The 24555-nt window shown below is 45.9% G+C and carries 18 protein-coding genes; 9 read left to right on the plus strand and 9 right to left on the minus strand.

Going from position 1 to position 24555, the window contains the following annotated elements; all coding sequences use genetic code 11:
• Nucleotides 1–85: 85 nt before the first annotated feature.
• From hypB to hypE, 5 genes are read left to right on the plus strand one after another with little or no spacing between them, the layout of a single operon-like run.
• Nucleotides 86–808, plus strand: coding sequence for a hydrogenase nickel incorporation protein HypB (hypB, locus tag A3729_RS27660; protein ID WP_068554351.1), 723 nt, complete (start codon nt 86–88; stop codon nt 806–808).
• Nucleotides 792–3149 carry a carbamoyltransferase HypF gene (gene hypF, locus A3729_RS27665; protein ID WP_068634502.1) on the plus strand — a complete coding sequence of 786 codons (2358 nt, stop codon included), beginning with the start codon at nt 792–794 and terminating at the stop codon, nt 3147–3149. The genes hypB and hypF overlap by 17 nt, the downstream gene beginning before the upstream one ends.
• 14 nt (nt 3150–3163) lie before the next feature.
• Nucleotides 3164–3388, plus strand: coding sequence for a HypC/HybG/HupF family hydrogenase formation chaperone (locus A3729_RS27670; RefSeq protein WP_068511835.1), 225 nt, complete (start codon nt 3164–3166; stop codon nt 3386–3388).
• Nucleotides 3378–4538: a hydrogenase formation protein HypD gene (gene hypD, locus A3729_RS27675; protein ID WP_068634503.1), complete on the plus strand. Its 1161-nt coding sequence runs from the start codon at nt 3378–3380 to the stop codon at nt 4536–4538. Before A3729_RS27670 ends, hypD begins: the two co-directional genes overlap by 11 nt.
• Nucleotides 4539–4552: 14 nt before the next feature.
• Entirely contained in the window at nt 4553–5593 is a 1041-nt protein-coding gene (gene hypE, locus A3729_RS27680; protein WP_068511830.1) for a hydrogenase expression/formation protein HypE, read from the plus strand.
• A 567-nt stretch (nt 5594–6160) separates the two neighbouring features.
• On the opposite strand, the gene A3729_RS27685 is transcribed toward hypE, so the two are convergent.
• The 8 genes from A3729_RS27685 to guaB all read right to left on the minus strand — a co-directional run bounded on the left by A3729_RS27685 (nt 6161) and on the right by guaB (nt 13841).
• Nucleotides 6161–6451: a TfoX/Sxy family protein gene (locus A3729_RS27685; RefSeq protein WP_082865380.1), complete on the minus strand. Its 291-nt coding sequence runs from the start codon at nt 6449–6451 to the stop codon at nt 6161–6163.
• 4 nt (nt 6452–6455) lie between these two features.
• On the minus strand, nt 6456–7379 hold the full coding sequence (locus tag A3729_RS27690; protein ID WP_068511827.1) for an alpha/beta fold hydrolase: 924 nt from the start codon (nt 7377–7379) through the stop codon (nt 6456–6458).
• Nucleotides 7380–7389: 10 nt separating this feature from the next.
• Nucleotides 7390–8646, minus strand: coding sequence for a hypothetical protein (locus tag A3729_RS27695; protein ID WP_068511824.1), 1257 nt, complete (start codon nt 8644–8646; stop codon nt 7390–7392).
• A 9-nt stretch (nt 8647–8655) separates the two neighbouring features.
• The gene (locus tag A3729_RS27700; protein ID WP_068511823.1) at nt 8656–9078 is read right to left on the minus strand and encodes an HIT domain-containing protein; all 423 of its coding nucleotides are present in this window, start codon (nt 9076–9078) and stop codon (nt 8656–8658) included.
• Nucleotides 9078–10076: a UDP-glucose 4-epimerase GalE gene (gene galE, locus A3729_RS27705; RefSeq protein WP_068511821.1), complete on the minus strand. Its 999-nt coding sequence runs from the start codon at nt 10074–10076 to the stop codon at nt 9078–9080. Before galE ends, A3729_RS27700 begins: the two co-directional genes overlap by 1 nt.
• 82 nt (nt 10077–10158) lie before the next feature.
• Nucleotides 10159–10689 (minus strand): tRNA adenosine(34) deaminase TadA, encoded by a 531-nt coding sequence (gene tadA, locus A3729_RS27710; protein ID WP_068511818.1) that lies wholly within the window; start codon nt 10687–10689, stop codon nt 10159–10161.
• 10 nt (nt 10690–10699) lie between these two features.
• A complete protein-coding gene (guaA, locus tag A3729_RS27715) occupies nt 10700–12280 on the minus strand; it encodes a glutamine-hydrolyzing GMP synthase (protein ID WP_068511815.1) in 1581 nt (526 codons plus the stop codon).
• Nucleotides 12281–12371: 91 nt separating this feature from the next.
• Nucleotides 12372–13841, minus strand: a complete 1470-nt coding sequence (gene guaB, locus A3729_RS27720) for an IMP dehydrogenase (RefSeq protein WP_068511812.1) — start codon at nt 13839–13841, stop codon at nt 12372–12374.
• Between the two features lie 132 nt (nt 13842–13973).
• Here guaB and xseA point away from each other — a divergent pair, with 132 nt between their 5' ends.
• Complete coding sequence (gene xseA / locus A3729_RS27725) at nt 13974–15362, plus strand: exodeoxyribonuclease VII large subunit (RefSeq protein WP_068511810.1); 1389 nt, start codon at nt 13974–13976, stop codon at nt 15360–15362.
• A gap of 11 nt (nt 15363–15373) precedes the next feature.
• On the opposite strand, the gene A3729_RS27730 is transcribed toward xseA, so the two are convergent.
• A complete protein-coding gene (locus A3729_RS27730; RefSeq protein ID WP_068508834.1) occupies nt 15374–16381 on the minus strand; it encodes a metal ABC transporter solute-binding protein, Zn/Mn family in 1008 nt (335 codons plus the stop codon).
• Nucleotides 16382–16537: 156 nt separating this feature from the next.
• Here A3729_RS27730 and A3729_RS27735 point away from each other — a divergent pair, with 156 nt between their 5' ends.
• From A3729_RS27735 to A3729_RS27745, 3 genes are all read left to right on the plus strand, one after another.
• On the plus strand, nt 16538–19948 hold the full coding sequence (locus A3729_RS27735; protein ID WP_068511807.1) for an Ig-like domain-containing protein: 3411 nt from the start codon (nt 16538–16540) through the stop codon (nt 19946–19948).
• Between the two features lie 237 nt (nt 19949–20185).
• The gene (locus tag A3729_RS27740; protein WP_068511804.1) at nt 20186–23863 is read left to right on the plus strand and encodes a methyl-accepting chemotaxis protein; all 3678 of its coding nucleotides are present in this window, start codon (nt 20186–20188) and stop codon (nt 23861–23863) included.
• Between the two features lie 101 nt (nt 23864–23964).
• A partial coding sequence (locus A3729_RS27745; RefSeq protein ID WP_197476186.1) for a class I SAM-dependent methyltransferase occupies nt 23965–24555 on the plus strand: 591 nt, incomplete at its 3' end.

The raw sequence follows: 24555 nt of genomic DNA on the forward strand, positions 1-24555 counted from the left end.
CTTATATTTGACCTGAGGCAATTCTAACCAGAGCGAGTTTCATTTACTATGATGTTTATCAGCTTACTAACAAGAATCGATATCCATGTGCACAACCTGCGGCTGCTCTACTCCCTCTCACTCTCATCAACATGAGCATGAGCACGACACTGACTCTAGGCTGATTGAGGTCGAACAAGACCTGCTTGCCAAGAATGATAGCTATGCGGAAAAGAATAGAGCCCTGCTTGCCTCAAATAAAGTGCTCGCTTTAAACTTGGTTTCAAGTCCAGGCTCCGGGAAAACATCCCTACTCACCGCTACGATCGAGCCCCTTAAGGGAAACAAAAGAGTCTGTGTTATTGAAGGCGACCAGCAAACAGATAATGACGCGCAGAGAATCATCGACAGCGGTGCCAAGGCAATTCAAATCAATACTGGAAAAGGCTGCCACCTCGATGCTCATGCGGTTGGACATGCCATGAAAAAGCTTGAGCTGGCAGAGCACGATATTCTTTTTATCGAAAACGTCGGCAACCTCGTTTGCCCCGCTGCTTTCGACTTAGGAGAACATAGCAAGGTCGTGGTCTTATCGGTCACGGAAGGCGAAGATAAACCGCTTAAATACCCTGACATGTTTAAAGCTTCTTCACTTATGCTAATCAATAAGTCTGACCTCCTTCCTTATGTCGATTTTGATGTCGATAAAAGCATCGAATATGCGCGTCGTATCAACCCGGATATTAAGTTTATCGTTCTATCCGCCAAAACAGGCGACGGGATGGAAGAGTGGTTAAGCTGGCTCAATCAACATGCACCAACAAGATAGTGACTCGGCAAGTATTCGCCTGAAAGTAAGCGGGCGAGTACAAGGCCTTGGCTTTCGGCCTTTTGTTTATCGGCTCGCTCACTCGCTTTCACTGACTGGTTCAGTACGAAATTCCTCCTCGGGCCTTGAAATTGTATTAACCGGGCAACAAGCCCAGCTTGATGAATTCCGTAATCAGCTTCTAGCAACAAAGCCCTCTGCGGCTCAGATGGAGAGTATTGAGCTTGAGCGTATTAGCCCTCAAATCTCAGCCACTAGCTTTTCAATCATAGAGTCAGAAACTGATTCCAATAGCCTATCATTATCGACAAATGCACCAGAAGTATCCCCTGACCTGGCACTGTGTTCCTCTTGTCTAGATGAACTATTTGACACAAATAACCGTCGTTACCTTCACCCTTTTATAAGCTGCACTCAATGTGGACCACGCTACAGCATTATTGCCGATCTGCCCTACGACCGAGACAACACCAGTATGGCAAAGTTCGACATGTGTAGTACCTGTCAGCACGAATATTCCACTCCCTCAAATGCCAAACGCTTCCACTCGCAAACCAATGCCTGCAATGACTGTGGACCACAATTAGCGCTAGTCGATAAGAAAGGTATTCGTTTGCCTCTAGAACAGAATCAGGCACTAATCGATTTTTGCGCCGAACAATTAAAGCAAGGCGCTATTATTGCTATAAAAAGCATCGGTGGTTTCCACTTAATTTGCGATGCCAAAAATTCTGAGAGTATTAAGCGGCTAAGAAAAGTTAAGCAACGCCCTGATAAACCCTTTGCCCTCATGGCCTTGAATACGCCTTCACTTGAGCCCATAGTCGAGCTAGACAGAGCAAGCCTTCACGAGCTGAATTCTTCTCACGCACCGATTGTACTTCTGCCTAAGAAAAGAACTTTAAAGCCTGACTCTAAGCAAGAAGAGGAAGATTGGCTCGCACCGAACCTAAGTGACTTGGGCTGCATGTTGCCTTATACCCCGCTTCATTATCTAATTTTTCATGCCCTGCTTGGCAGGCCAAAAGGAATAAATTGGCTTGAAGAAGCACAAAACTATCAACTACTCGTGACCAGCGCCAACCTTCCTGATGAACCCATAGTTTATGACAACGACAAGTGCATCGAGCAACTTGCCTCATTAGCTGACTTCGCCTTGCTAAACGACCGTGATATTCTCGCGCCGTCTGATGACTCAGTCATTCAGGCAGGTGAACCCAAAGCACTAATCAGACGCTCTCGCGGGATCGTTCCCACCTCGATAGCTTTGTTAGATAAGCAAGCTCACTCTCTTGCTTGTGGGGCCCATTTAAAGAATACCTTCTGCTTAACTCAAGGCGATAAAGCCTATATATCGCCCTATCATGGCGAGTTAGACAAGCCAGAGAACTTCCGCCGTTTCCAGGCTAACATCGCCCATTATCAACACCTTTTTGGCAATAGGATTGATCAATACTGCGCAGACCTTCACCCAGATTATGTAAGTACTCACTTCGCTGAAAAGAACTCGCAGAAAAGCAACTCGCCCCTAATAAAAGTTCAACACCATCACGCTCACCTGACATCCTTACTCGCAGAACAAACAGGCCAAGCAAAACTACCCGCGCTTGCTTTAATACTCGATGGAAATGGCCTGGGAGACGATAATCAAGCCTGGGGTGGTGAGCTATTCTATGTAGACTCGAAGCAGATAGAACGTATCGGACACCTTGAGAAAATAGCGATTCCTGGTGGCGATATCGCCACACGGGAAATCTGGCGAATTGGTGCAAATCTATTGGCAAAAACAAGTAGGGAACAGGCATTCGAAGCTTACGCAGATAGCCTCAAGAATGAGCTCACTAGTCATTTCATTCTGAATGGAACGCACCATTTTACGAGCAGTGCAGGCAGGTGGTTCGATGCAGCCGCCTCAATAATCGGCGTTCGCCAAGAGTGTACTTATGAAGGGCAAGCCGCTGCAGAGTTGGAGTCTTTGGCTCGATCAGCCTCCAGGGACCACGTTCAATCTCTTGTCAAAATCGATGAGAAAAACCAACTCTTACTTAGCCCGCTTCTTCCTTATTTAAGCGCTATGGAGAATAAACCTCAGGCTGCATACTTGTTCCATCGCGAGTTAGTCGATGGTCTCGTTCGTTGGTTAGAGAAATCAAGCAAACAGCGCCAGACTAAAGCGGTCTATTGCTCAGGAGGTTGCTTCCAAAATCGGCTTCTCAGAGAATCGCTTAACGAACACTTAACTTCACAGGGATTTAAGGTATATTTCCCTATCAAGCTGCCCGCCAACGACGGTGGCATCGCTCTGGGTCAAGCTTACTTGAGCCATTGGCAAAATAACTAAGGACTCTCAGCACCATGTGCCTTGCACTTCCGGTAAAAATTGAAACACTTCTCGATGATGAACAAGCGATCGTTGAGCTAAGCGGTGTGAAGACCAAGATTTCGACGGCACTAGTCGAAGATGTCCATGTCGGCGACTATGTTATTTTACATGTTGGTTATGCGCTCAATAAGCTGGATGAAGAAGAGGCCAAACGAACACTAGCGCTCTTTGCACAAGGAGAGACTGATGAGCGCTAAAACAAAAGCCTCACCAGAGTTAAAGTACATCAGCGAGTTCCGACAAGGTTCGCTGGCCAAGAAACTAAGCCAAAGCATAACCAATGAAGTACAGAGTGATAAACGCTATCGCTTAATGGAATTTTGTGGTGGGCACACGCATACCATTTTTCGCTATGGTATCCCTGACTTACTTCCTGAAAATATCGACTTGCTCCATGGGCCCGGCTGCCCTGTTTGTGTCCTGCCCATTAGCGCGATCGATAATGCTATCTCGCTCGCACTGCAGCCAAATACGATTCTCTGCTCTTATGGTGATATGTTGCGCGTACCCGGCAGCAAAACAATGAGCTTGTTAAAAGCACGCGCCCAAGGAGCTGATGTGCGCATGCTCTACTCGCCGCTCGAAGCACTAACACTGGCTCAAGATAACCCTGGCAAGGATATCGTATTCTTTGCTGTTGGCTTCGAAACGACAACGCCTCCTACAGTTGCTATGCTCGACGCCGCTGTCAAAGCCAATATTAAAAACCTATTTATCTACTGCAACCACGTACTGACACCTCCGGCAATCACCGGTATTCTAGAGCCAGCTAAACAAGCTGGAACTAGAGTACTTGATGGTTTAATTGGCCCTGGCCACGTAAGCGTTATCACTGGTGAACGCCCTTATCTTGAACTTGCCAAACATTACCAGACAGCCATTACCATTTCCGGCTTTGAACCCTTGGACATCCTTCAGTCTATTTTAATGCTTGTTCGCCAAATTAACCGAAACACCTGCCAGGTTGAAAACCAATATACGCGCGCAGTAAGCTTTGAGGGAAACCAGAAAGCACAGGCACTGACCAAGAAGTACCTAGACCTTCGACAGAGTTTCGAATGGCGAGGCCTCGGAGAAATGCCTGACAGCGCTTTAAAGCTGCGAGAGGAATATCAACAATTTGATGCCGAGTATATCTATAAGGATACGTTCGCAAAAAACGGCAATGACATCGCATCTGACAACAAAGCCTGTGAATGCCCTGCCGTTTTGACGGGGCAAAAAAAACCCTACGAATGCAAACTATTTAACAAGCCCTGCACCCCTGAAAACCCGCTTGGCTCATGCATGGTATCATCTGAAGGCGCGTGCGCAGCTTACTATCGCTATCAACCCAACACCCAGTAGACAGAGCCCCGCCAATGACTAACAAAACCTCAAGCACACTGGATTTCAAGGATGGGTTCATCGAGATGGCTCATGGAAGTGGTGGCCGAGCGTCAGCCACGTTAATTGATGAACTCTTTTTGCCAGCTTTCGATAATAGCTACCTACAAGAAAAGTCTGATCAAGCAACACTTTCACTACCACAGTCTCGCATTACCATGGCCACCGACAGCCATGTCATCTCCCCTTTATTTTTCCCTGGCGGGAATATCGGTAGTTTAGCGGTGCACGGCACAGTCAATGACGTCTGCATGTCAGGTGCCCAGCCCCTCTACCTAAGTGTTGGCTTTATTCTAGAAGAAGGCTTCCCGCTTTCTGAACTAAAACGCATTGTCGACTCTATGGCTGAGGCAGCCCAAGAGGCTGGGGTTAAAATCGTTACCGGTGATACGAAAGTGGTAGAGCAAGGCCATGGTGACGGTGTTTACATCAACACCACAGGAATAGGCGCATTGCCTGAAGACATCAACTTATCACCTGTGAATATAAAGGCTGGTGACAAAGTCATTATCAGCGGAACCCTGGGAGATCACGGCACCTGCATTATGTCTCAAAGGCAAGGTATGAACTTTTCATCCGCTCTAAAGTCTGATTCACAAGCGCTGAATGATCTGGTTGAAAGCATGCTGGAAGCTGCCCCCGCTATTCGCTGTATGCGCGACCCAACCCGAGGTGGACTCGCTGCGGTTTTACACGAACTATGCCAAGGCAGAGCTTTAGGTATTAGCCTGGAAGAGGCAAACCTTCCTATTAAACCTGAAGTCGCCGCAACGGCTGAACTACTAGGCTTAGATCCACTGCATATTGCCAACGAAGGTAAACTTGTTGCAATCTGCCCAGCTGAGCAGACGAAACAACTGCTGCAAGTGATGAAACAACACCCTAAAGGTCGAGATGCTGAAATCATTGGCGAACTAATCAAAGATGAAAACGAGCTGATTCAACTCACTACAAACTTTGGCGGTAAACGCCTGATTGAGTGGCGTTACGCTGACCAATTACCGAGAATTTGCTAGGTAACAGTTCACAACTCAAAAAAGATCTTGTTAATCAAATGTTACACATCGCAAAACTTTTGCTACAGACCCAAGGCATCACCTGTCATATGATTACATCATCGAAGTACGGAACAGCGATTCAGGCCCACGGTTTCGGAAACAGATTTCATGATTTTCTTTGACCCGACTCTTTAGTCGGGTTTTTTATTGGCTGCGATTTATTGCTTTGATGGTTATGTGTGACAAAGTAGTGCCAAAAGCTGACGTTTCTATATCAATAGGGTGCGCCGTGCGCACCAGCGGAGTTTGATCGTCTCCTCCGTAGGCATAGGATCCACCTCTCGCTTGATCAACCTCGTGCTAGCCCTCATGCGAGCCGTGGAAGGCTCTGCCTACAGGCCTGGGGGAATTGGTTTGGCCACCCCTATTTATGTTTGTTTGAGCCACGGAGTTCAGAGGTGCGCATGGCGCACCCTATTAGAGTTGTCAGAGTCTTAAATGCAGACTTTAACGTAGCTCAAGAAGTTCACTTCTTTCTTCTTTAACAAATGCTTTTTAATGAATAACCATAAGGCTCTAACTTGCTTAAGTCGTAGTATCTTGAGAAAACATCCTCTCCAGCTCTTGGCAACCATCTAACTCGCTAAGCAAATAAGACTTCTCTCGCCGGGCCACGTCTAGCCAATGTTCACCTTTAACAGCACCAACTAAAGCGTACAGAAAATTTAGGCTGACTTTATCATTCGAGGCTTTAAGCTTGAGAAATGCTTCAATGGGACCAATCCGATTTAACTCTTCTACAGAACAGACGCCAACAGCAAGCAAGTCCGCTTCGCTTTTTGGACCCAAGCCTTTTAGATCTCTTAAACGCATCATAAACCTACAAACTAAATCGTAGTTTTTGTTTGATCTCTTGCGCCGTGCGCTCAGGCTGTTCTTGCATAAAACAGTGCCCACCCGGCATTTCAATAAAATCGTAATTCAAATTTGCTTCGTGAACTTTTGCTTTAGAGCGTTTCACAAAGGGGTAAGTCCGATCACCATAGAGCATGGTCATCGGTGCTTCAATGCGGCGAATCGCTGGCCATAGTCCCTTAGCATAAGCAGAGAAGATAGATGCTTCAATACGAGGCGGGCATTTCAAGCGCATTGAGCCATCGTCACTTTCAATCAATGCATGGTCAATATAAGACTTAAGACACTCATCTTTCCAGCCCTTAAAAGTACCTCGTTGGTATAAGTAATCCCAAACGGCCTGGAAGTTTTCCCAAGACTCTGTTCGAGCCTTGGCTTGTCGAACGAGGGGCATCCGCTTTGACAAACCAAGCGTCTTTAGGCTTGTCGCGGTTCGCGCCATCACTGGAGGCATATAGACAGGGTCCATTAGGATTCCCATATCGAATAATTTCGGCTGCCTAGACATAATCAGTGTCGACATGATGGCACCATAGCTATGCCCCATCGCGATGCGTGGCACCTTGCCCCACATACCTTCAAAATTCGACCATACCTCTGCAAAATACTTGGCACTTCGATTCCAACCTGGGTATTTTCCACCAGCATCACTGTCGCCATGCCCCTGACCATCACTGATAAACAAGTCATAATCAGCTTGAAAGTGCGATAAAAGATTTTCAAAAGTCAGGCCACAGAAGCCATTACCATGAATAAAGTGGATCATAGGCTTACCGCTAGGCTCGGTGTAATGGCCTCTTAAAGTCATGCCTGAACCGGTTTGGTATTCCCAGGGAATCAAACCTGAAATCACACTCTGCTTTCCACTTCTGCTTAAGGTATCTGTCATCAAAACTCTCTTACCGGTCTATCTCGCTTGATAATTCAGGCAGCTCATTAAAACTAACATTCGGGTAGTGACTGTCACGCACTTCGTGAATAAAGCGCAGCGTGACGAAAGCATCAAACCAGATATGAAAAGCGCGTTGAAAGCTTATCGAATCACGTTTTTGGGAAAGATGTTTAAATTGCTTCTCTATCTTCAAATTACAGAGCGCTTGAATCACTGCTGCACTATCGACATCACTCATTGTATCTTTAATCGCTTCAAACAGAAGCTCAGCAGACGAGAAGGACTGTCCTGAATTTGAAATGATACTTAGAAGTTTTTTTAACAGTTTGAAGCACTGTGGATGATAGAAAGTATAAACCTTGTCAGGTTTTTCCATGCGGCTAATTTTTAGCAGCGCAGGTCCGGTGCCAAAGGGAACACGGTGACTAGGACGCCCGGAAATTTCTATCGTGGGAGCTTCCAAGGAATGAATACGCCCAACTTTCGCGAGCTTATTCAATAAATAGAAGTCTTCACCTGCTGAACGTTTCGGGAACCCCCTCACCAGCGCATAAGCGATAGGGCTAACAGCTATCAATGACCCGATTGTGTGGAAGGCATAAGGTGAACCAGCCTGCTGGAGTTGATCAACATAATAACGCAAGGAGTGATCATACAAGCTCATCGCTGTTTCATACCCGAGCTCAGCAATATGTTTGAAGGGGTAAATCGCAGCGGCAGCGCTTGAGTCATCCACTGAGATATTAAAATAGCTCTCAGGTAAACTCACATCCGCATCACTTGAATGCAGCCAATCGGCTAGTTTCCCGGTACTCAAATATTGTTGCTGCACGAGCTTTAGGCCGAGATCCATACCGAGTTTTCTGGCAAGCCCAACTCCCTGCTTTGGTGACAACAGGCGCTCCGCGTGACAATAGCTCATACAATATAGGGTCAGCGTGGAGGAAATATTAGCTCGAAATAGCTCAGACTCTTGCCTAGCCTGCGTTTGCTTTACCAGACTTTCAAGCGCCTCTCGTGTTCGCTGCTGCGCAGCAGCAACTTCAGGCTCATCAACATCCGGTGCATTGAAAACGAAAATCAAAACAGCCGAATGAGCGCTAACTTTATCGATAATCTTTAAGAGTTGAGTGATGGGCTCATCATAAACAGGAATAACCAGCACAGCGTCGAAAGGTCTTTCCAGGGAGCGTTGCAGAGCTTGGATATCAGGCTCTGCATAGGTATCCAGGTATTTGGAAACGGCTGAACTGTCGTACTTCATTGACAATAACTAGTTAGACCAGTCTTTATCAATAATACGCTTAAGCTTGAGCAAGGTAGCCTGGCGTTCATCTGTGCTATAAGACTGAGCAGGCAATTTACCCCAAATTGGCGCTGGCCATGTCGGGTCACCTTCAAAACGCACAACATGATGAATATGTAGCTGTTTTACAACGTTCCCCAAGGCGGCAATATTAAGCTTATCACCCGAGAATAGCTGCATTAGGTTTTGCCCAAGATACATCGACTCAAGATCTAACTGCTGACGTTGCTCATCACTTAAGTGATACAACTCCGTTGCATCACCCACGCGAGGAACAAGAATAAGCCATGGATACTGAACATCATTCATCAATAAGACTTCGCACAATGGCCAAGACGCTATGTGAATCGTATCGTTTTCCAGGCGTGAGTCGAGTTTGAAGTCTGCCATTAAGCGCCTGCACTCTCAGCTTTTTGTTTCTGCCACTTAGCTTCCCAATCCAAAGCAGACTTAACGATCACACCTAAGTCATCATGATCTGGCTCCCAGCCTAGTACTGCTTTGATTTTGGCATTATTTGCCATCAGCGCATCAGGATCACCTGCTCTGCGGTCGACATTTTCAACCGGAAAGTCTTGCCCTGACTTTTCCTTAACCGTATCGATTACTTCACTGACCGTAAAGCCACGGCCATAACCACAGTTTAGGATTTGCGATTCACCGCCTTTCGCCATGTAATCGAGCGCCATAACATGCGCTTTAGCCAAATCATCAACATGGATGTAATCGCGGATACAGGTACCATCACGTGTTTCATAATCCGTACCAAAGATCACCATACCATCGCGCTCACCTGTTACACATTCACAAGCGACCTTGATCAGATGAGTCGCTTCGGGGGTTGCCTGCCCCAAACGGCTGGTAATGTCAGCACCGGCAACGTTAAAGTAACGCAAAATCACATGATTCAAATCGCTGGCTGCCGACAGGTCACGAATCATTTGCTCGCTCATCATTTTCGATGCGCCGTAAGGGTTGATTGGCGCTAGTGGCATATCTTCGCTAATTACTTTCTCTTCCGGCATACCATAAACAGCCGCCGTTGACGAAAATACCATGTAAGGCGTTTTATACTTTTCAATAATAGTCAGTAAATTCAGGGTATTACGAGTATTGTTACTGTAGTACTTAAGTGGATTTACGACTGACTCGGGCACCACAATGTTCGCGGCAAAATGTAAGACTGCTTCAAACTTGTGCTTGGCAAAAACCTGATCAAGTTTTTCAACATCAGCAATATCACCAACAACAAGCTCACCATAGGTCACCGCCCACTCATAGCCGGTCGATAAGTTATCGTAAACCACTATGTCATGGCCTGCTTCACCCAACTGTTTTACAACATGGCTACCAATATAGCCCGCACCACCCGTTACAAGTACTTTCATTCTTTCTACTTTCCTTTGTTTCTGAATTTATCTATCCAACAGCCTAGCTTGATTATTATAAAAGATTGATATGAAAAAAATATTATTGTGAAGCATTCTGCCGGATCTGTTTTTTCTGTTGGCGGCGAAACGCGAAGAAGTCCCGTATTATCTGACTACATTGTTCCGCCAATATTCCTTCAGCATAGACTATTTCGGTATTCATGGAAGGGTGACTCAATAAGTTATTCTGACTCACTACCGCACCCGCTTTAGGCTCACGAGCGCCAAACACCAAACGATCAATTCGAGCATGAACCAGCATTCCAATACACATCGTGCAAGGCTCTATGGTGACATAAAGTGTCGTACCAGGCAGGCGATAATTTCTTTCGTGTTCTGCTGCTGCCCGAATAGCTCTCACTTCAGCGTGAGCACTCGGGTCACAGCTAGCGATGGGGCGGTTCCAGGCCTCACCTAAAACCTCTTCACCTCTAACCAAGACAGCTCCAACTGGCACTTCACCTTCAGCGCCCGCTTTTTCTGCAAGGTTCAAGGCGCGTCGCATCCAACGCTCATCAATTATGCGTTGCTCCTTACCAGAGTTTTTTGATGCGACCTTATCTTTCGTCATTTCTTACTAATTATTCCCACTCAATCGTCGCTGGCGGCTTAGAGCTGACATCGTATGCGACACGCGAAATATGCTCGATCTCGTTAATAATTCGATTCGATACCGTCTCTAGTAATTCATAAGGCAAGTGCGCCCAACGAGCGGTCATGAAGTCAATTGTTTCAACGGCACGTAACGAAACAACCCATTCATAACGACGACCATCCCCTACAACACCCACCGACTTAACCGGCAAGAAGACAACAAATGCCTGTGATGTTTTGTGATACCAGTCTGCCTTATGAAGTTCTTCCAGGAAGATAGCGTCGGCTTCGCGCAAAACTTCTGCATATTCTTTCTTCACTTCCCCCAAAATACGAACACCTAGGCCAGGCCCTGGGAAGGGGTGGCGATACACCATGTCGTAAGGCAGACCTAGCTCTAAGCCCATCTTACGAACTTCGTCTTTGAATAGCTCGCGTAAAGGTTCAACTAAGTCCATCTTCATATCGTCTGGTAAGCCACCTACGTTGTGGTGAGACTTAATAACATGCGCCTTACCCGTTTTCGCTGCAGCAGATTCGATGACATCCGGGTAAATAGTACCCTGGGCCAAGAAGTCAACGTCTTGAATCTTGGTTGCTTCTTCATCGAAGACTTCAATAAAGGTATTACCAATGATTTTTCGCTTTTTCTCGGGATCAGAAACACCTTCTAACTTACCCAAGAATAAGTCTTCAGCATCAGCACGAATGACTTTGACGCCCATGTTTTCGGCGAACATCTCCATCACCATGTCGCCTTCGTTCTTACGTAACAAGCCGTTATCGACAAAAACACAGGTTAACTGATCACCAATGGCTTTATGCAATAGCGCCGCAACCACTGAAGAATCAACACCTCCAGATAGACCTAGCAAGACCTTCTTATCACCCACTTGGGCACGAACTCGTTCAATCTGATCTTCAATAATCTTTGCTGGCGTCCAAAGTGATTCACAACCACAAATATCTTTTACAAAGTGACTTAAAATACGCTCACCCTGCAGGGTATGCGTTACTTCAGGGTGGAACTGGATACCAAAGAAATTCTTCTCTGCACAGTACATACCAGCAATAGGGCAAGATTCAGTTGAGGCCATCAACTCAAAACCTTCAGGCATCGCAGTAACTTTATCACCGTGGCTCATCCATACATCTAATAAGCGGTTTGCACCTTCAATGTGATCTGCAATATCTTTGAACAAAGCACTATCACCTTCAGATTTAATCTGGGCATAACCAAACTCTCGTACATCAGAGCTTTCAACCTTGCCGCCTAATTGTTCGGCCATAGTCTGCATGCCATAACAGATCCCTAAAACCGGCACACCCAAGCTATAAACAACTTCTGGTGCACGTGGAGAACCAGGCTCAGGCACAGACTCAGGCCCCCCCGCTAAGACAATACCCGTCGGCTTGTATTCACGGATCTCGGCTTCGTCCATATCCCAGGCACGAATCTCTGAGAAAACGCCCAGTTCACGCACTCGACGTGCGATTAACTGAGTGTACTGTGAACCAAAATCTAAAATTAGAATACGCTGTGCGTGAATATCTTGACGGTCTGTCATGGGATTAAATCAACCTCTTAGAAAGACAAAACGGGGCTCTACTAGAAGATGCCCCGCATAATATAAATAAAACTTAAAAAGTACTTAAAGCCTAGCCAACACGATAGTTAGGTGCTTCCTTGGTGATGGTCACATCGTGAACGTGGCTTTCTTTCATGCCCGCTGCGGTAATCTTGGTAAACTGCGGTACCGTGCGCATCGTTTCAATATCGCCACTACCTGTGTAGCCCATGCTAGAACGAAGCCCACCCATTAACTGGTGAATGATTGCAGTCATCGGCCCCTTACACGCTACACGACCTTCAATACCTTCAGGTACTAACTTGTCGACGCCAGATTTAATGTCCTGGAAGTAGCGATCACTAGAGCCTTGAGACTGGCCCATTGCTCCTAAAGAACCCATTCCCCGATAAGCCTTATAGCTTCGACCTTGGAATAATTCGATTTCACCAGGGGCTTCATCAGTACCGGCTAGCAAACTACCGATCATAATACTGTTTGCGCCAGCTACAATCGCTTTTGCAATATCACCAGAGAAACGGATACCACCATCAGCGATAACAGGCACATCAAGCTCTTTCAAAGCTGCACTAACATTAGCCACCGCAGAAACCTGAGGAACACCAATACCAGCCACAATTCGTGTCGTACAAATTGAGCCCGGGCCAATTCCGACTTTAACCGCATCTGCACCTGCTTCAGCCAATGCTATCGCCGCTTCAGCTGTTGCGATGTTACCACCAACCACTTGCACCTGCGGGTAGTTTTCTTTTACCCAGCGAACACGGTCAATAACGCCTTTAGAGTGTCCGTGTGCCGTATCGACAACAATCACGTCAACACCTGCCTGCACCAATGCATCAACGCGCTCTTCAGTGCCAGCACCCGTACCCACAGCAGCACCAACTCTGAGCTGTCCTGCTTCATCTTTACAAGCATTTGGATAGTCTTGCGACTTTTGGATATCTTTAACCGTTACAAGGCCGGTTAGTTCGAAACTATCGTTAACCACTAATACTTTTTCGATTCTGTGCTTATGCAGCAACTCGCGAATTTCGTCTGAAGTAGCGCCTTCTTTTACGGTCACCAGCTTATCTTTAGGTGTCATGATACTTGAGACTTTAGTATCCAAACTGCCTTCAAAGCGGATGTCACGGCCAGTGACAATACCGACCAAGTCTTTACCGTCAACAACCGGTAAACCTGAAATTTTGTTAGCTGCCGTCAGCTCTAACACTTCTCGTACCGTCATATTTGAAGCAACGGTAATAGGGTCTTTCACTACACCACTTTCAAATTTCTTAACAGCACGAACGGTTGCCGCCTGCTGCTCAGCGGTCATGTTTTTGTGAATGATACCAATGCCACCTTCCTGCGCCATGGCAATTGCCAAAGGAGCTTCAGTCACCGTATCCATCGCGGCAGATACCAGAGGAACATTCAAGGTGATGCCTTTCGTCAGGCGAGTTTTAAGAGAAACTTCGTTAGGAAGAACTTCGGAATAACCAGGAATCAAGAGAACGTCATCAAACGTCAGTGCGTCATGTGCGATCCGCAACATATGGGCCAACCTTTATGTCCAGATAAAACGCGGAATTATAATGCTTGAGGGGCTCTCCTTACAAGCATAATTGTAAATACCGCCAAAGCATTTTAAACTCGCCTCAACTTATCACCCAAATATGACATCGCAATGACTTACGCAGACTTCCCTTCCGACCCCAGTATTCCTGAGCATACACCTGCTAAACCCAAGGCACTGAGTGTCAGCGAACTTAACCGTCAAGTTAAACGAATGCTTGAAGTCAGCTACGCTCAAACCTGGGTAAGCGGAGAGATTACCGGGCTCTCAAGACCGCGCTCCGGCCATTGGTATTTCACGCTAAAAGACGACAAGGCCCAAATCCGCTGCGCCATGTTTAAAGGCTATAACCAACGCTTAAAGTTTATCCCCAAGGAAGGTGACCAGATAATTGTTCGAGCCAAAGTGAGCTTGTACGAAGGTCGCGGCGATTACCAACTTATCGTTGAAGGCATGGAACCGGCGGGTATTGGGCAACTACAAGCCGCTTTTGAAGCACTAAAGCTTAAACTGGCTGGCGAAGGACTGTTTGACCAGCAGCATAAAAAATCTATACCACAAATCCCCAAAAAAGCAGCCGTGATAACCTCTCAAAGCGGTGCCGTCATTCATGACATCATTTCAGTGACGCAGCGTCGCTTCCCTGCACTAGAGATCATTTTGCTACCCGTTCAGGTTCAAGGGGAAGGCTCAGCACAACAAATTGCCGACGCTATCGCTTACTGCAACAGCCACAACCTTGCAGATGTGTTAATTGCTGGGCGAGGAGGCGGGTCTCTAGAGGATTTATGGAGTTTTAATGAAGAAGTCGTCGCACGTGCTATTTTTGACAGCGAACTACCTATCATTAGCGCCGTTGGTCATGAAGTAGACTTTACGATTGCCGACCTGGTAGCAGACTACCGGGCACCAACGCCATCAGCAGCCGCAGAACACATTACGCCCGACCAATACGAATTAATGCAAAACCTGGATCAACAACAACGGCGCCTGGAGTTTTTGATCAACAATCGATTCAAACAACTCAGCCAAAGCATCGATGCCTTACAAAAACGACTAAGACATCCTGGCGATGCCCTTCAAGAAAAGGGTTTACGCCTTGAAGAACTTCAAGAGCGCATTAAACGGGCACTATCAAACACTATTGAAAATAAATCTGGAAGTCTGAATATACTTCAGCACCGCTTACTCAGATATAACCCTCAAGCGAAGCTTGAACAAAGCGCAGCAACACTAAACAACGCTTACGACAAACTAGTACAAGCGCAGCATGCAAACCTGGAACAACAGCAACACAGACTGGCGATTCTAGCCCAGACACTGCACACGGCAAGCCCTCTTGCAACCTTAGGGCGCGGCTATGCCATATTAAAGTCCGATAAACAGAAAGTTCAAACCCAGTGCAGCGACTTCAAGGCGGGAGACAAAATCAGTGCCACACTAAAAGATGGGATTGTCCATTGTACCGTCGACCAAAGTGTTCCAGAACTGGACTTATAACTCAGCCCAGCTTACTTCAAGGCTTGATAAATTTTCGCTAGATTGTACTGCATCATATCGAGATAGCTTGGCGCTAGCTCATGAGATAAGGCGCCCGAGATCAGTTCACCTCCAAAATTGACTCCCGTTTCCATTTGCACAACTTTGATAAGGCGATTGTCAGCGACATTTTCCTCGAAAATCGCCTTGACGCCAGAGCTCCGAACCTGACGAACTACTTGTGCAATTTGTGCTGCAGAAGCCTCTCCTCCCGTACTGATGCCTTGCAAGCTCCGCATTTTCAAACCATAATCTCGAGCCAAATAAGCAAAGGCATTGTGAGGAACAACCATTTGTCGTTGAGACGCAGGCAGAGCCAAAAACTTCTTCTCGTAAGCTTGGTTAAGCAAGTCTAATTCTTCAATATATGCCTGTGCATTCGTTTCATATTCTCCGGCATGCGGAGGGTCAACCTTCGCTAAGGCATTGGTGATATTGCGAATATATACTTTTGCAGCCTGCAAGCTATGCCAGGCATGCGGGTCAACCCTTCCAACCATCTTGGAAATATCATCATTTTCATCAAGAGAAGCGCTACTATGCTTATGCTCTTCTTCGCCATGATGACCATGACTATGTCGACGCAAATCCTTTCGCTCTCTGATCAAACGAACATTTTCTGTCGCTATCACAGTCAGGCCATTAAAATCTGCTGCTGCAACCAAGCGCGCTAACCACCCTTCAAAGCCCAAGCCATTCATTAACAACAAGTCAGCTTTAGATAAATGCTTAACATTTTGAGGTGAAGGGCGGTAAACATGTGCATCTTCCCCCCAGTCTACCAAGGTAGATACGGATACATGATCTCCTCCCACCGCCTTAGCCATATCAGCCAAAACACTGAAGGTCGCTACTAACTGTAAACTGGCTCCCGCACCGCTCTCTTCCCGTTCAGCCATTACATTCATTGAAAGGCATAGCAAAAATATCGAGAGCAAAGCTCTACGACTGCTAGACTTGTACCTAATGTTACTTTGCATACTTAACCTCAATAGGGTTTCTGTTGAAATTTTGCCGGTTAGGAAAACAGTTATATGAAGCTGTTTTATAGAATTTCACTTTCTGTTGACAAAATGGAACATACTTCCTGTAGAAAAATCTCTAAACTGCGCGCATATTAAGAGGATCACTATTCAATGTTCAACGTTTTTTCAATAAATAGCGCATCTAAAGTACTGACATATTTTTTAATATCACTATTACTTAGCGCTTGCAGCGGCGGTAGCAGCTCAGGAAAACAGACCAATAATACGCCTTCACTTCAGAGTCTCTCATTATCAACACCACCAACAACAATGATATCTGGCGAAACCTTTCAAGCCAGTGTGACCGGTTTATACACCGACGACTCAAGTTTTGACTTAAGTAGCGACGCTGGCTGGAGCTCTAGTGACACGAATATCCTGACAGTGTCAGACAGTGGCCTGATTACGGCAATCAATGCTGGTAGTACTACGATTACAGCGGCTTTTTCTGGAGAATCAGCCAGTTTCAGCATAAACGTAATTGCTTTAAGCAGCATTGCGATGAGCATCATTCCCGACGATCTTGAGGTCGGCGACAGTGTGCAATTAAGTGCTAACGGAACCTACACCGATTCATCAAGCGAAGACATCAGTAACGATGTTATCTGGGCCTCTAGTAATAACACTGCTATCAGCATAAGTGCCACAGGCCTGTTATCGGTAAACACCGCTGGCAGTGCAACGATCTCTATCGAACACAATGATTTGCTAGATCAACAAGACGTGGAGGTTGTCGTTCTTTATAGTGTTAGCATTACCACCTTGCCTTCCGACATCGAAGTCGGCAGCATCCAGCAGCTGGTAGCAAACGCGCACTACTCAAATAGTACAACAAGTATTATCACCTCAGCCGCTAACTGGAGTTCCTCTGATCCGAGCATTTTGCATATCTCCAACGAAGGCTTACTTACCGCACTAGCACCTGGTGACGCAACCATTACAGCCAGTTATGAGGGTGAGCACGCTTCAAGTACGTCTACTGCATACACATTGAGTTCACTTAGCATAACACCCGCCGCGTTGACACTGGCAATTGCTTCATCTCACACTCTCACGGCAACCGGAATTTATACGAACAACACCACAAGCGACCTTAGTCCTGAGACTTCTTGGCAATCGAGCAATAACAACATCGCCACAGTCGATGAAAATGGCTTGGTAGTCGCTGTCAGCGCTGGCAATACCAATGTCACAGCAAGTATTGGCGACATCAACACAAGTCTGGAGCTAACGGTTTCTCCTGCTACATTGCATTCTATTTCAATTGATTTACCCGACACTCTAATTGCCGGACTCACTACTGCTTTATCAGCGACTGGCACCTATTCCGATGGCAGCACCCAAAACATTACCGCTGAAGTAACATGGCAAACTAGCGATATCAGCCTTGCCAGTATCGATAATGAGCTTATTACCGCCATTCAAAGTGGGGAGGTGCAAGTCAGCGCTATTAAAGGCTCTACAACTGGGTTAAAAAACATTGTTATCAGCCCGGCTCAAATCGACAGTCTGGTTTTGACCCCGCCATTGATCACACTAGCGAAAGGAACTCAAAGCGAGGTAAACGTCACCGCCATTTTTACTGATCAAAGCCACCAAGATGTTACTAGCCAAGTCAATTGGAGCGCTGACTCTCCTGAAATAATCTCAATTGAAGCGGGCTCATCACTTGTTAGCGGACTGGATATCGGCAGCTCAAGCCTGAGTGCTGAGCTAGATGGCCATAATGCTGCCAGTACGGTTACGGTAAGCAATGCAGTACTAAGCAATATAAGTATTCTTCCTATTAACAGCTCCCTACCAAAGGGGCTAAGCCAAAGTTTCAGTGCTCAAGGAACATACAGTGACGGCTCAGTTCAGGACATCACCGAACAGGTAACCTGGACATCGAGCGACTCGGCAATAGGCTCTATTTCAAACGCTGCGCTATCTGAAGGTTTAGTCAATGGACTAGAACTGGGATTCGTAAACATTTCCGCCACCCTGGATGATATTAGTATATCGACTAGTCTAAGCATTCAAGACGCCGTATTAACCGCAATTGAAGTTCAGCCAGGAAATATCAGCCTAGCTAACGGGCTTCAAATACAAGCCATTGCTTTAGGCTCCTATTCTGATGGAGAACAAATTGATATCAGTAAAGAGGCCAACTGGAACACAAGCTCTAGTACTGTTGCAAGCGTAGAAAGCCCTAGCGCTCCGGTTATCAGCGCTAATGCAGAAGGCGAAGCCCTGATCTCTGCCGAACTAGAAGGAATCAGTGGTATTAGTTTAGTGACAGTAACAAGTGCGACACTTCAATCAATATCACTGACGAGCGATAACACAAGTATTCCGGCTGGGTTTACAGAACAAGTCAAAGCAAGTGGCTTATATACCGATGCATCGACTAAAGACATCACCCACCTCGTCACCTGGCAAAGCGAAGACAATCAACTTATTACTGTCGACAATAATGTAGATAGCCCAGGACTAATTCGTACCGTTGCCCCCGGTAGTACACGTGTCAGCGCCAGCTTTGAAGGCCTATCGTCCAGCGCAACCTTCACAGTGACGGACGCAATACTAAGTTCTATTGCTATTACCAGCCCTGCTAGCGCGATAAACGTTAACGATGAACTGCAACTGAGTGCCATTGCAGACTACTCCGATAACAGCAGCAAAGATCTCACCCAAGAAGTAAGCTGGATAATCAGTGACAATGATGTTGTATCTATCGAGACGGCATCGAATGACTACTTTTCTAATCAAAGCGGTTTGCTAAAAGCTCTGTCAGCCGGCACCAGCGATATATCTGCCCAGTTACTAAACAGCTCAGGAGAACTTATAAGCTCTAACACTCTGAGCCTCACAATCTCGGAAGACCCTAACGCTACTAAAGCGATATCACTGTCACTGACTCCAAACGTTATTCTAAACAACGGTATTGATAGCTCTATTGTGTCCGCGACTTTAAGCCCTAACTCGGCTAGCGGAGCAATTCCAGATAACACTGAAGTGAGTTTTAGTATCACTGATAATGGCACCACACATATCGAAACGGCTTATACCAGTAATGGCGTCGCTCAAATTACCCTAAGCTCTGAGAATATTGGTCTGATATCAATTGAGGCTTCGAGCAATCAAATTCATAGTTCGTCAGCAATATACAGTACAAATGATTTCAGAAATGTCATCGTAAGCTACGCAGAAGCAGAAGTATTATATGATGCAGAAAACGAGGTCTTAAAATCTGGCAGCACTTTACTAACACTTGTCCGAAACCTATCAAATCGCGACTTCGATCTACCATTAATTGCTGTTATGACTGGCAATCCAGACCCTCAAATACATTTACCTGAATCACCTTTTGACACATCCCTTCTAACAGGAGATCAAGTTTTATCGGGAGGAGAAACAAACGCATTTGGCTACGCCCTATCTGAAGACGTCAGCGGCAGCATTTTTTATATCCTTTATGCATTAAGTGACGACACAACAAATACAGATTTTATAAGCGGTTCTGTATTCAGCTTCCAGTAAACGCCCCTCCCGACAAGAAACGAACCACTCACCACGAGTCTGGTTCGTTTCTCGCCCAGCAACTAATCCAGCGCAGTTTTCGCACCAATACAGTGCCGAACTTCCCCTCCTAAATATTAAGCACTTTTTCTTAAATGGCCTATGCTGAAATAGATTGCGGCTGACAAGTAGTTGCGTCTTCACCACACTAAAAATGTCAGTAACGACGAACTAAAATAGCAATAATAGGAAACAACCATGTCCATCTCTCGAAAAGTTCTCCTCGGATCACTTTCAGTGTCCGTTGTTTCGGTACTATTAACCGCTCTGATTACAGCAGGTGTTGGATTTAATATTGCCGAAAGCGTTATTGAAAACGAAGCACGGAAAGCGCTCATCACACAGCGAGAATCCCAGAAGGACTTTATTCACAGCTACCTACAGACTATCAAACATGAGCTTAAAGCTTTCTCTGCAAGCCATAGTGTCGTCGACTCAGCTGAAGGCTTCATCGCTAGCTATGATGATTTTCCTAAAACCGTCAGTAGCAACGAAATATCTGACAAGTTAGAAGATTATTACACCGGGCAATTTGGTGCCACCTATGCCGAGAGCAATCCAGGCTCTTCATTATCTCCCGGCAATTTACTTAACAGCATTAGCGATAAAGCCCGTTTAATGCAATATCACTTCATTGCAGACAACGCTAACCCCTTAGGTCAAAAAGATGCCTTAGACTCACTCGACTTTAGCTCCGATTACAATGAGGTACACAAAGAGTATCACCCGGAGTTTAGAAAGCACCTTAACGAATTCCAATATTACGACATCTTTTTGATCGATATTGACTCAGGCGAGATTATTTACTCCGTTTTCAAAGAGCTCGATTACGCCACCTCTTTACTTACCGGGCCTTATAAAAATAGTGACTTAGCTAAAGTCTATAAAGAAGCTGCCAACGCAAGTGACCCTGACCACATAGCCTTTACTTCTTTTCAGTCTTATACGCCATCTTATGAAGCTCCTGCCTCCTTTATGGCAAGCCCTGTGGTAAATAAACAAGGTGAGAAAATCGCCGTTTTGGCTTTTCAAATGCCTATCGATGAGCTGAACCGAATCATGACCCATAACGAACAATGGGAAAAGTCTGGTATGGGCTATTCAGGCGAAACTTACCTGGTTTCTCAAGAATTCAAAGCTCAGAGCAAGAGCCGCTTCTTGGTTGAAGACAAAGAGAACTTCTTAAGCGCGCTTAAAGAGAGTGGCGTAAACGAGAAGACGCTTAAGCAAATTGATCTTAAAAACACCAACATTGGCTTCCAAGAAATCCGTACTCCCGGTGTAGAGAAAGCCTTACGGGGCGAAAGTGGCTTTGATATCTTTCCAGACTACCGAGGCGAAGAAGTTCTCTCTGCTTATGGTCCTCTAGAGTTTGAAGGTAGCCGATTCGCACTGCTATCAGAAGTCGACTACGCTGAAGCGCATGCTTTTGCAGGGGATATGATTCGCTCCTTTGCCATATCGGTATTCATTATTGCTGCCATTATTCTGTCTATCGTTGCTTATATCGCTTGGGCATTTTCCAAATCTCTTTCTACTCGCCTCAATACCGCTGTCGAAGTTTCCAATGCCGTTGCCAAAGGCGAAAGAGTTCATATCGAACAAAGCTCTCAGCAAGATGAAATCAGCGACCTAATGAGCGCTCTAGATCGCATGCAAACAGAATTGATTGGCGAATTCGAGCGCCGAGCAGAAGAAACCAGCCGTGTGACTAGCGCCCTGAAAGTTGCCAATACCAACCTGATGATGGCAGATAATGACCTTAACATCATCTACCTCAATAATGCGGTCGAAAAAATGTTTAAGGATGCTGAGTCAGACCTTCGCAAAGACTTACCTAAGTTCTCTGCCGATAACTTGATGGGTGTAAATATTGATGTTTTCCACAAGAATCCGGCTCATCAAAGACAGTTACTAGCCAGCTTAACGCAAAGCTATGAAAGTACTGCCAAAGTCGGTGGCCGCAGCTTCAGAATTGTTGCCAACCCTGTTGAAAGCGAGAACGGCAACCGTTTAGGTACTGTTGTTGAATGGGTAGACGAAACAGAGATGCTCGCCAAGCAAGCGCAGGAAAGACAAGAGGCTGCTGAAAATGTACGCCTGAAACAAGCTCTTGATAACGTAAGTGCTAACGTAATGGTTGCAGACGCCGAGCGAAACATCGTCTATATGAATGATGCCGTACTTGAAACACTTAAAATCGCGGAAGAAGATATTCAACAAGTACTTCCACAGTTTGATGCCAACAATTTACTTGGGCAATCAATTGATATCTTCCATAAAAACCCAAGCCATCAGAAAGAGCTACTAGAGAATCTAAGCGCTCAACACAAAGCCAATATTCAAGTTGGTCGACGCCATATGGAGCTATCAGTCAACCCGGTTAAGACCGAGTCCGGTGACCGTGTCGGTACAGTTGTTGAATGGAAGGATAACACTGAAGCATTGATAAAACGTGAGAATGAGTTACGCGTAGCAAACGAGAATGCTCGCTTAAAAGAAGCATTGGAGAATGTCAGCGCCAATGTGATGGTCGCCGATTATGATCGTACCATTGTCTATATGAACCCTGCGGTCATCAAAACACTCAAAAATGCAGAAGCGGCAATTAAATCAGCCCTACCCAACTTCGATACCGATAACTTATTGGGCCAGAGTATTGACCAATTCCATAAGAACCCGAACCATCAAATCAATGTGCTTGATAACTTGAGCGGCGAACACCAGGCTCATATCGAAGTCGGTGGCCGCCACATGGAGTTGCGCGTTAATGCCGTTGCGAATGAAGCTAAAGAGCGCATCGGAACAGTCGTTGAATGGTTCGACCGTACCAATGAGGTCATGATTCAGCAAGAAGTTGATAACATCGTAAACGCTGCAAGAGCTGGTGACTTGTCTCAGCGAATCGCTATAGCCGGTAAGGAAGGCTTCTTCAAGCAATTGAGTACAGGACTAAATGACGTACTCGATAATACCGACACCTTCATTTCTGATATGAGCAAGCTCTTTGAAGAAATGGCTGAAGGTAATTTGAGTCAGGCACTCTCTACTAATTACCAGGGTGATTTTGAGAATATCGCTAACAATGCTAATGCCACGCTTAGCAAATTGAGTTCTGTTCTAAGTGAAATCATGGGCATATCAAGCTCTGTAAATGAGTCCGCTAATGAGATCTCACAAGGCAGCGTCGACCTAAGCAACCGAACAGAAAGCCAGGCCAGCTCTCTGGAAGAAACCGCTGCCAGCATGGAAGAAATTACCAGTACGGTGAAAGAAAGCGAGAAGAACTCAGACGATGCAAACTACGAAGCTAACGATGCTCGTGTGAAAGCCGAGTCAGGCGGACAAGTTGTTAATCAGGCGGTTGAGGCGATGAAAGAAATTTCTGAATCCAGCAACAAGATTAATGACATTATCGGCGTCATTGATGAGATAGCTTTCCAAACTAACTTATTGGCACTTAACGCAGCTGTGGAAGCCGCAAGGGCAGGTGAACACGGACGTGGTTTTGCAGTGGTGGCAGGTGAAGTTCGAACCTTGTCCCAACGCTCCGCCAGTGCCGCGAAAGAGATCAAAGACCTTATTCGCGACAGTGTCAATAAAGTCGAGTCAGGCTCAATGTTAGTCAATCAGACAGGTGAAACCTTAAATGGCATCGTCCACTCCGTAGAGCAAGTTGCACGCCGTATAGAAAGCGTCAATGTTGCTGCCAAAGAACAATCTAACGGAATTGGACAGATCAACCAGGCCATTTCGCAAATGGATGAGATGACACAACAAAACGCAGCCTTGGTTGAAGAAACTGCCGCTGCGTCAAGGTCTATGAGTGACCAGGCGAGTAAGATGCAACAATTGGTTCGTTTCTTCAGAACCTAGTCTGTCTGTGGCATAATTCGCAGCCTAAACCGAAAGGGGAGTCATTTGACTCCCCTTTTTTTGCACCAAAGTCTCAAACCTAGATAAAAACGAACCACTATATGTCAGCACAAACGAACGATATTCTTCAACAAGAACTACTTAGCAATCTATCTCGCTACCAAGATAGAGCGGCTCGCGTTTTCCATGGCAGAGGTAAATACTTTGAAGCGCTAAGCAGTCTGAATATTGAGTGGTACCCGCCCTATTTATTTGTGCAAAACTTTTCAGAAAGTCTTAGTGATGATATCGCCGCAAGTCTCAAAAAAGTATTTGACAACAATCTGTATATTTCAGCGATCATCATACAAACACGCAGTTGGCCTGAGTTAGAAACATCTATTCTCTACCAACGAAGCGAGTGTGAACTCCCGATTGAGCATACCGCTAAACTGAGCGACAAGCTTAAAAGCCATGTGAGCCTAGGAAAAAACCGAAACACCGGCGTGTTCCTGGATATGCGTGCAGGTTGGCAATGGGTTGAAGAAAATGCACAGGACAAGTCTGTGTTGAACCTGTTCTCTTATACCAGCATATTTTCCTTGTTTGCCCTAGAAGGTGGCGCCAAGAAAGTTATTAATATGGATATGTCTGCTGGCGCACTCCGAACAGCTCAGCGTAATCATAATCTCAACGGAATCAGTCAGGGTAAA

This window comes from Oleiphilus sp. HI0043, from assembly GCF_001634935.1.

Coding starts and splice junctions, on each gene's coding strand:
- A3729_RS27690 (WP_068511827.1), bottom strand. CDS start 7,379: ATGACAGATACCTTAAGCAGAAGTGGAAAGCAGAGTGTGATTTCAGGT.
- A3729_RS27735 (WP_068511807.1), top strand. CDS start 16,538: ATGTTCAACGTTTTTTCAATAAATAGCGCATCTAAAGTACTGACATAT.
- guaB (WP_068511812.1), bottom strand. CDS start 13,841: ATGTTGCGGATCGCACATGACGCACTGACGTTTGATGACGTTCTCTTG.
- A3729_RS27670 (WP_068511835.1), top strand. CDS start 3,164: ATGTGCCTTGCACTTCCGGTAAAAATTGAAACACTTCTCGATGATGAA.
- A3729_RS27700 (WP_068511823.1), bottom strand. CDS start 9,078: ATGGCAGACTTCAAACTCGACTCACGCCTGGAAAACGATACGATTCAC.
- galE (WP_068511821.1), bottom strand. CDS start 10,076: ATGAAAGTACTTGTAACGGGTGGTGCGGGCTATATTGGTAGCCATGTT.
- hypD (WP_068634503.1), top strand. CDS start 3,378: ATGAGCGCTAAAACAAAAGCCTCACCAGAGTTAAAGTACATCAGCGAG.
- tadA (WP_068511818.1), bottom strand. CDS start 10,689: ATGACGAAAGATAAGGTCGCATCAAAAAACTCTGGTAAGGAGCAACGC.
- hypF (WP_068634502.1), top strand. CDS start 792: ATGCACCAACAAGATAGTGACTCGGCAAGTATTCGCCTGAAAGTAAGC.
- A3729_RS27730 (WP_068508834.1), bottom strand. CDS start 16,381: ATGCAAAGTAACATTAGGTACAAGTCTAGCAGTCGTAGAGCTTTGCTC.
- A3729_RS27695 (WP_068511824.1), bottom strand. CDS start 8,646: ATGAAGTACGACAGTTCAGCCGTTTCCAAATACCTGGATACCTATGCA.
- guaA (WP_068511815.1), bottom strand. CDS start 12,280: ATGACAGACCGTCAAGATATTCACGCACAGCGTATTCTAATTTTAGAT.
- hypB (WP_068554351.1), top strand. CDS start 86: ATGTGCACAACCTGCGGCTGCTCTACTCCCTCTCACTCTCATCAACAT.
- hypE (WP_068511830.1), top strand. CDS start 4,553: ATGACTAACAAAACCTCAAGCACACTGGATTTCAAGGATGGGTTCATC.
- A3729_RS27740 (WP_068511804.1), top strand. CDS start 20,186: ATGTCCATCTCTCGAAAAGTTCTCCTCGGATCACTTTCAGTGTCCGTT.
- xseA (WP_068511810.1), top strand. CDS start 13,974: ATGACTTACGCAGACTTCCCTTCCGACCCCAGTATTCCTGAGCATACA.
- A3729_RS27685 (WP_082865380.1), bottom strand. CDS start 6,451: ATGATGCGTTTAAGAGATCTAAAAGGCTTGGGTCCAAAAAGCGAAGCG.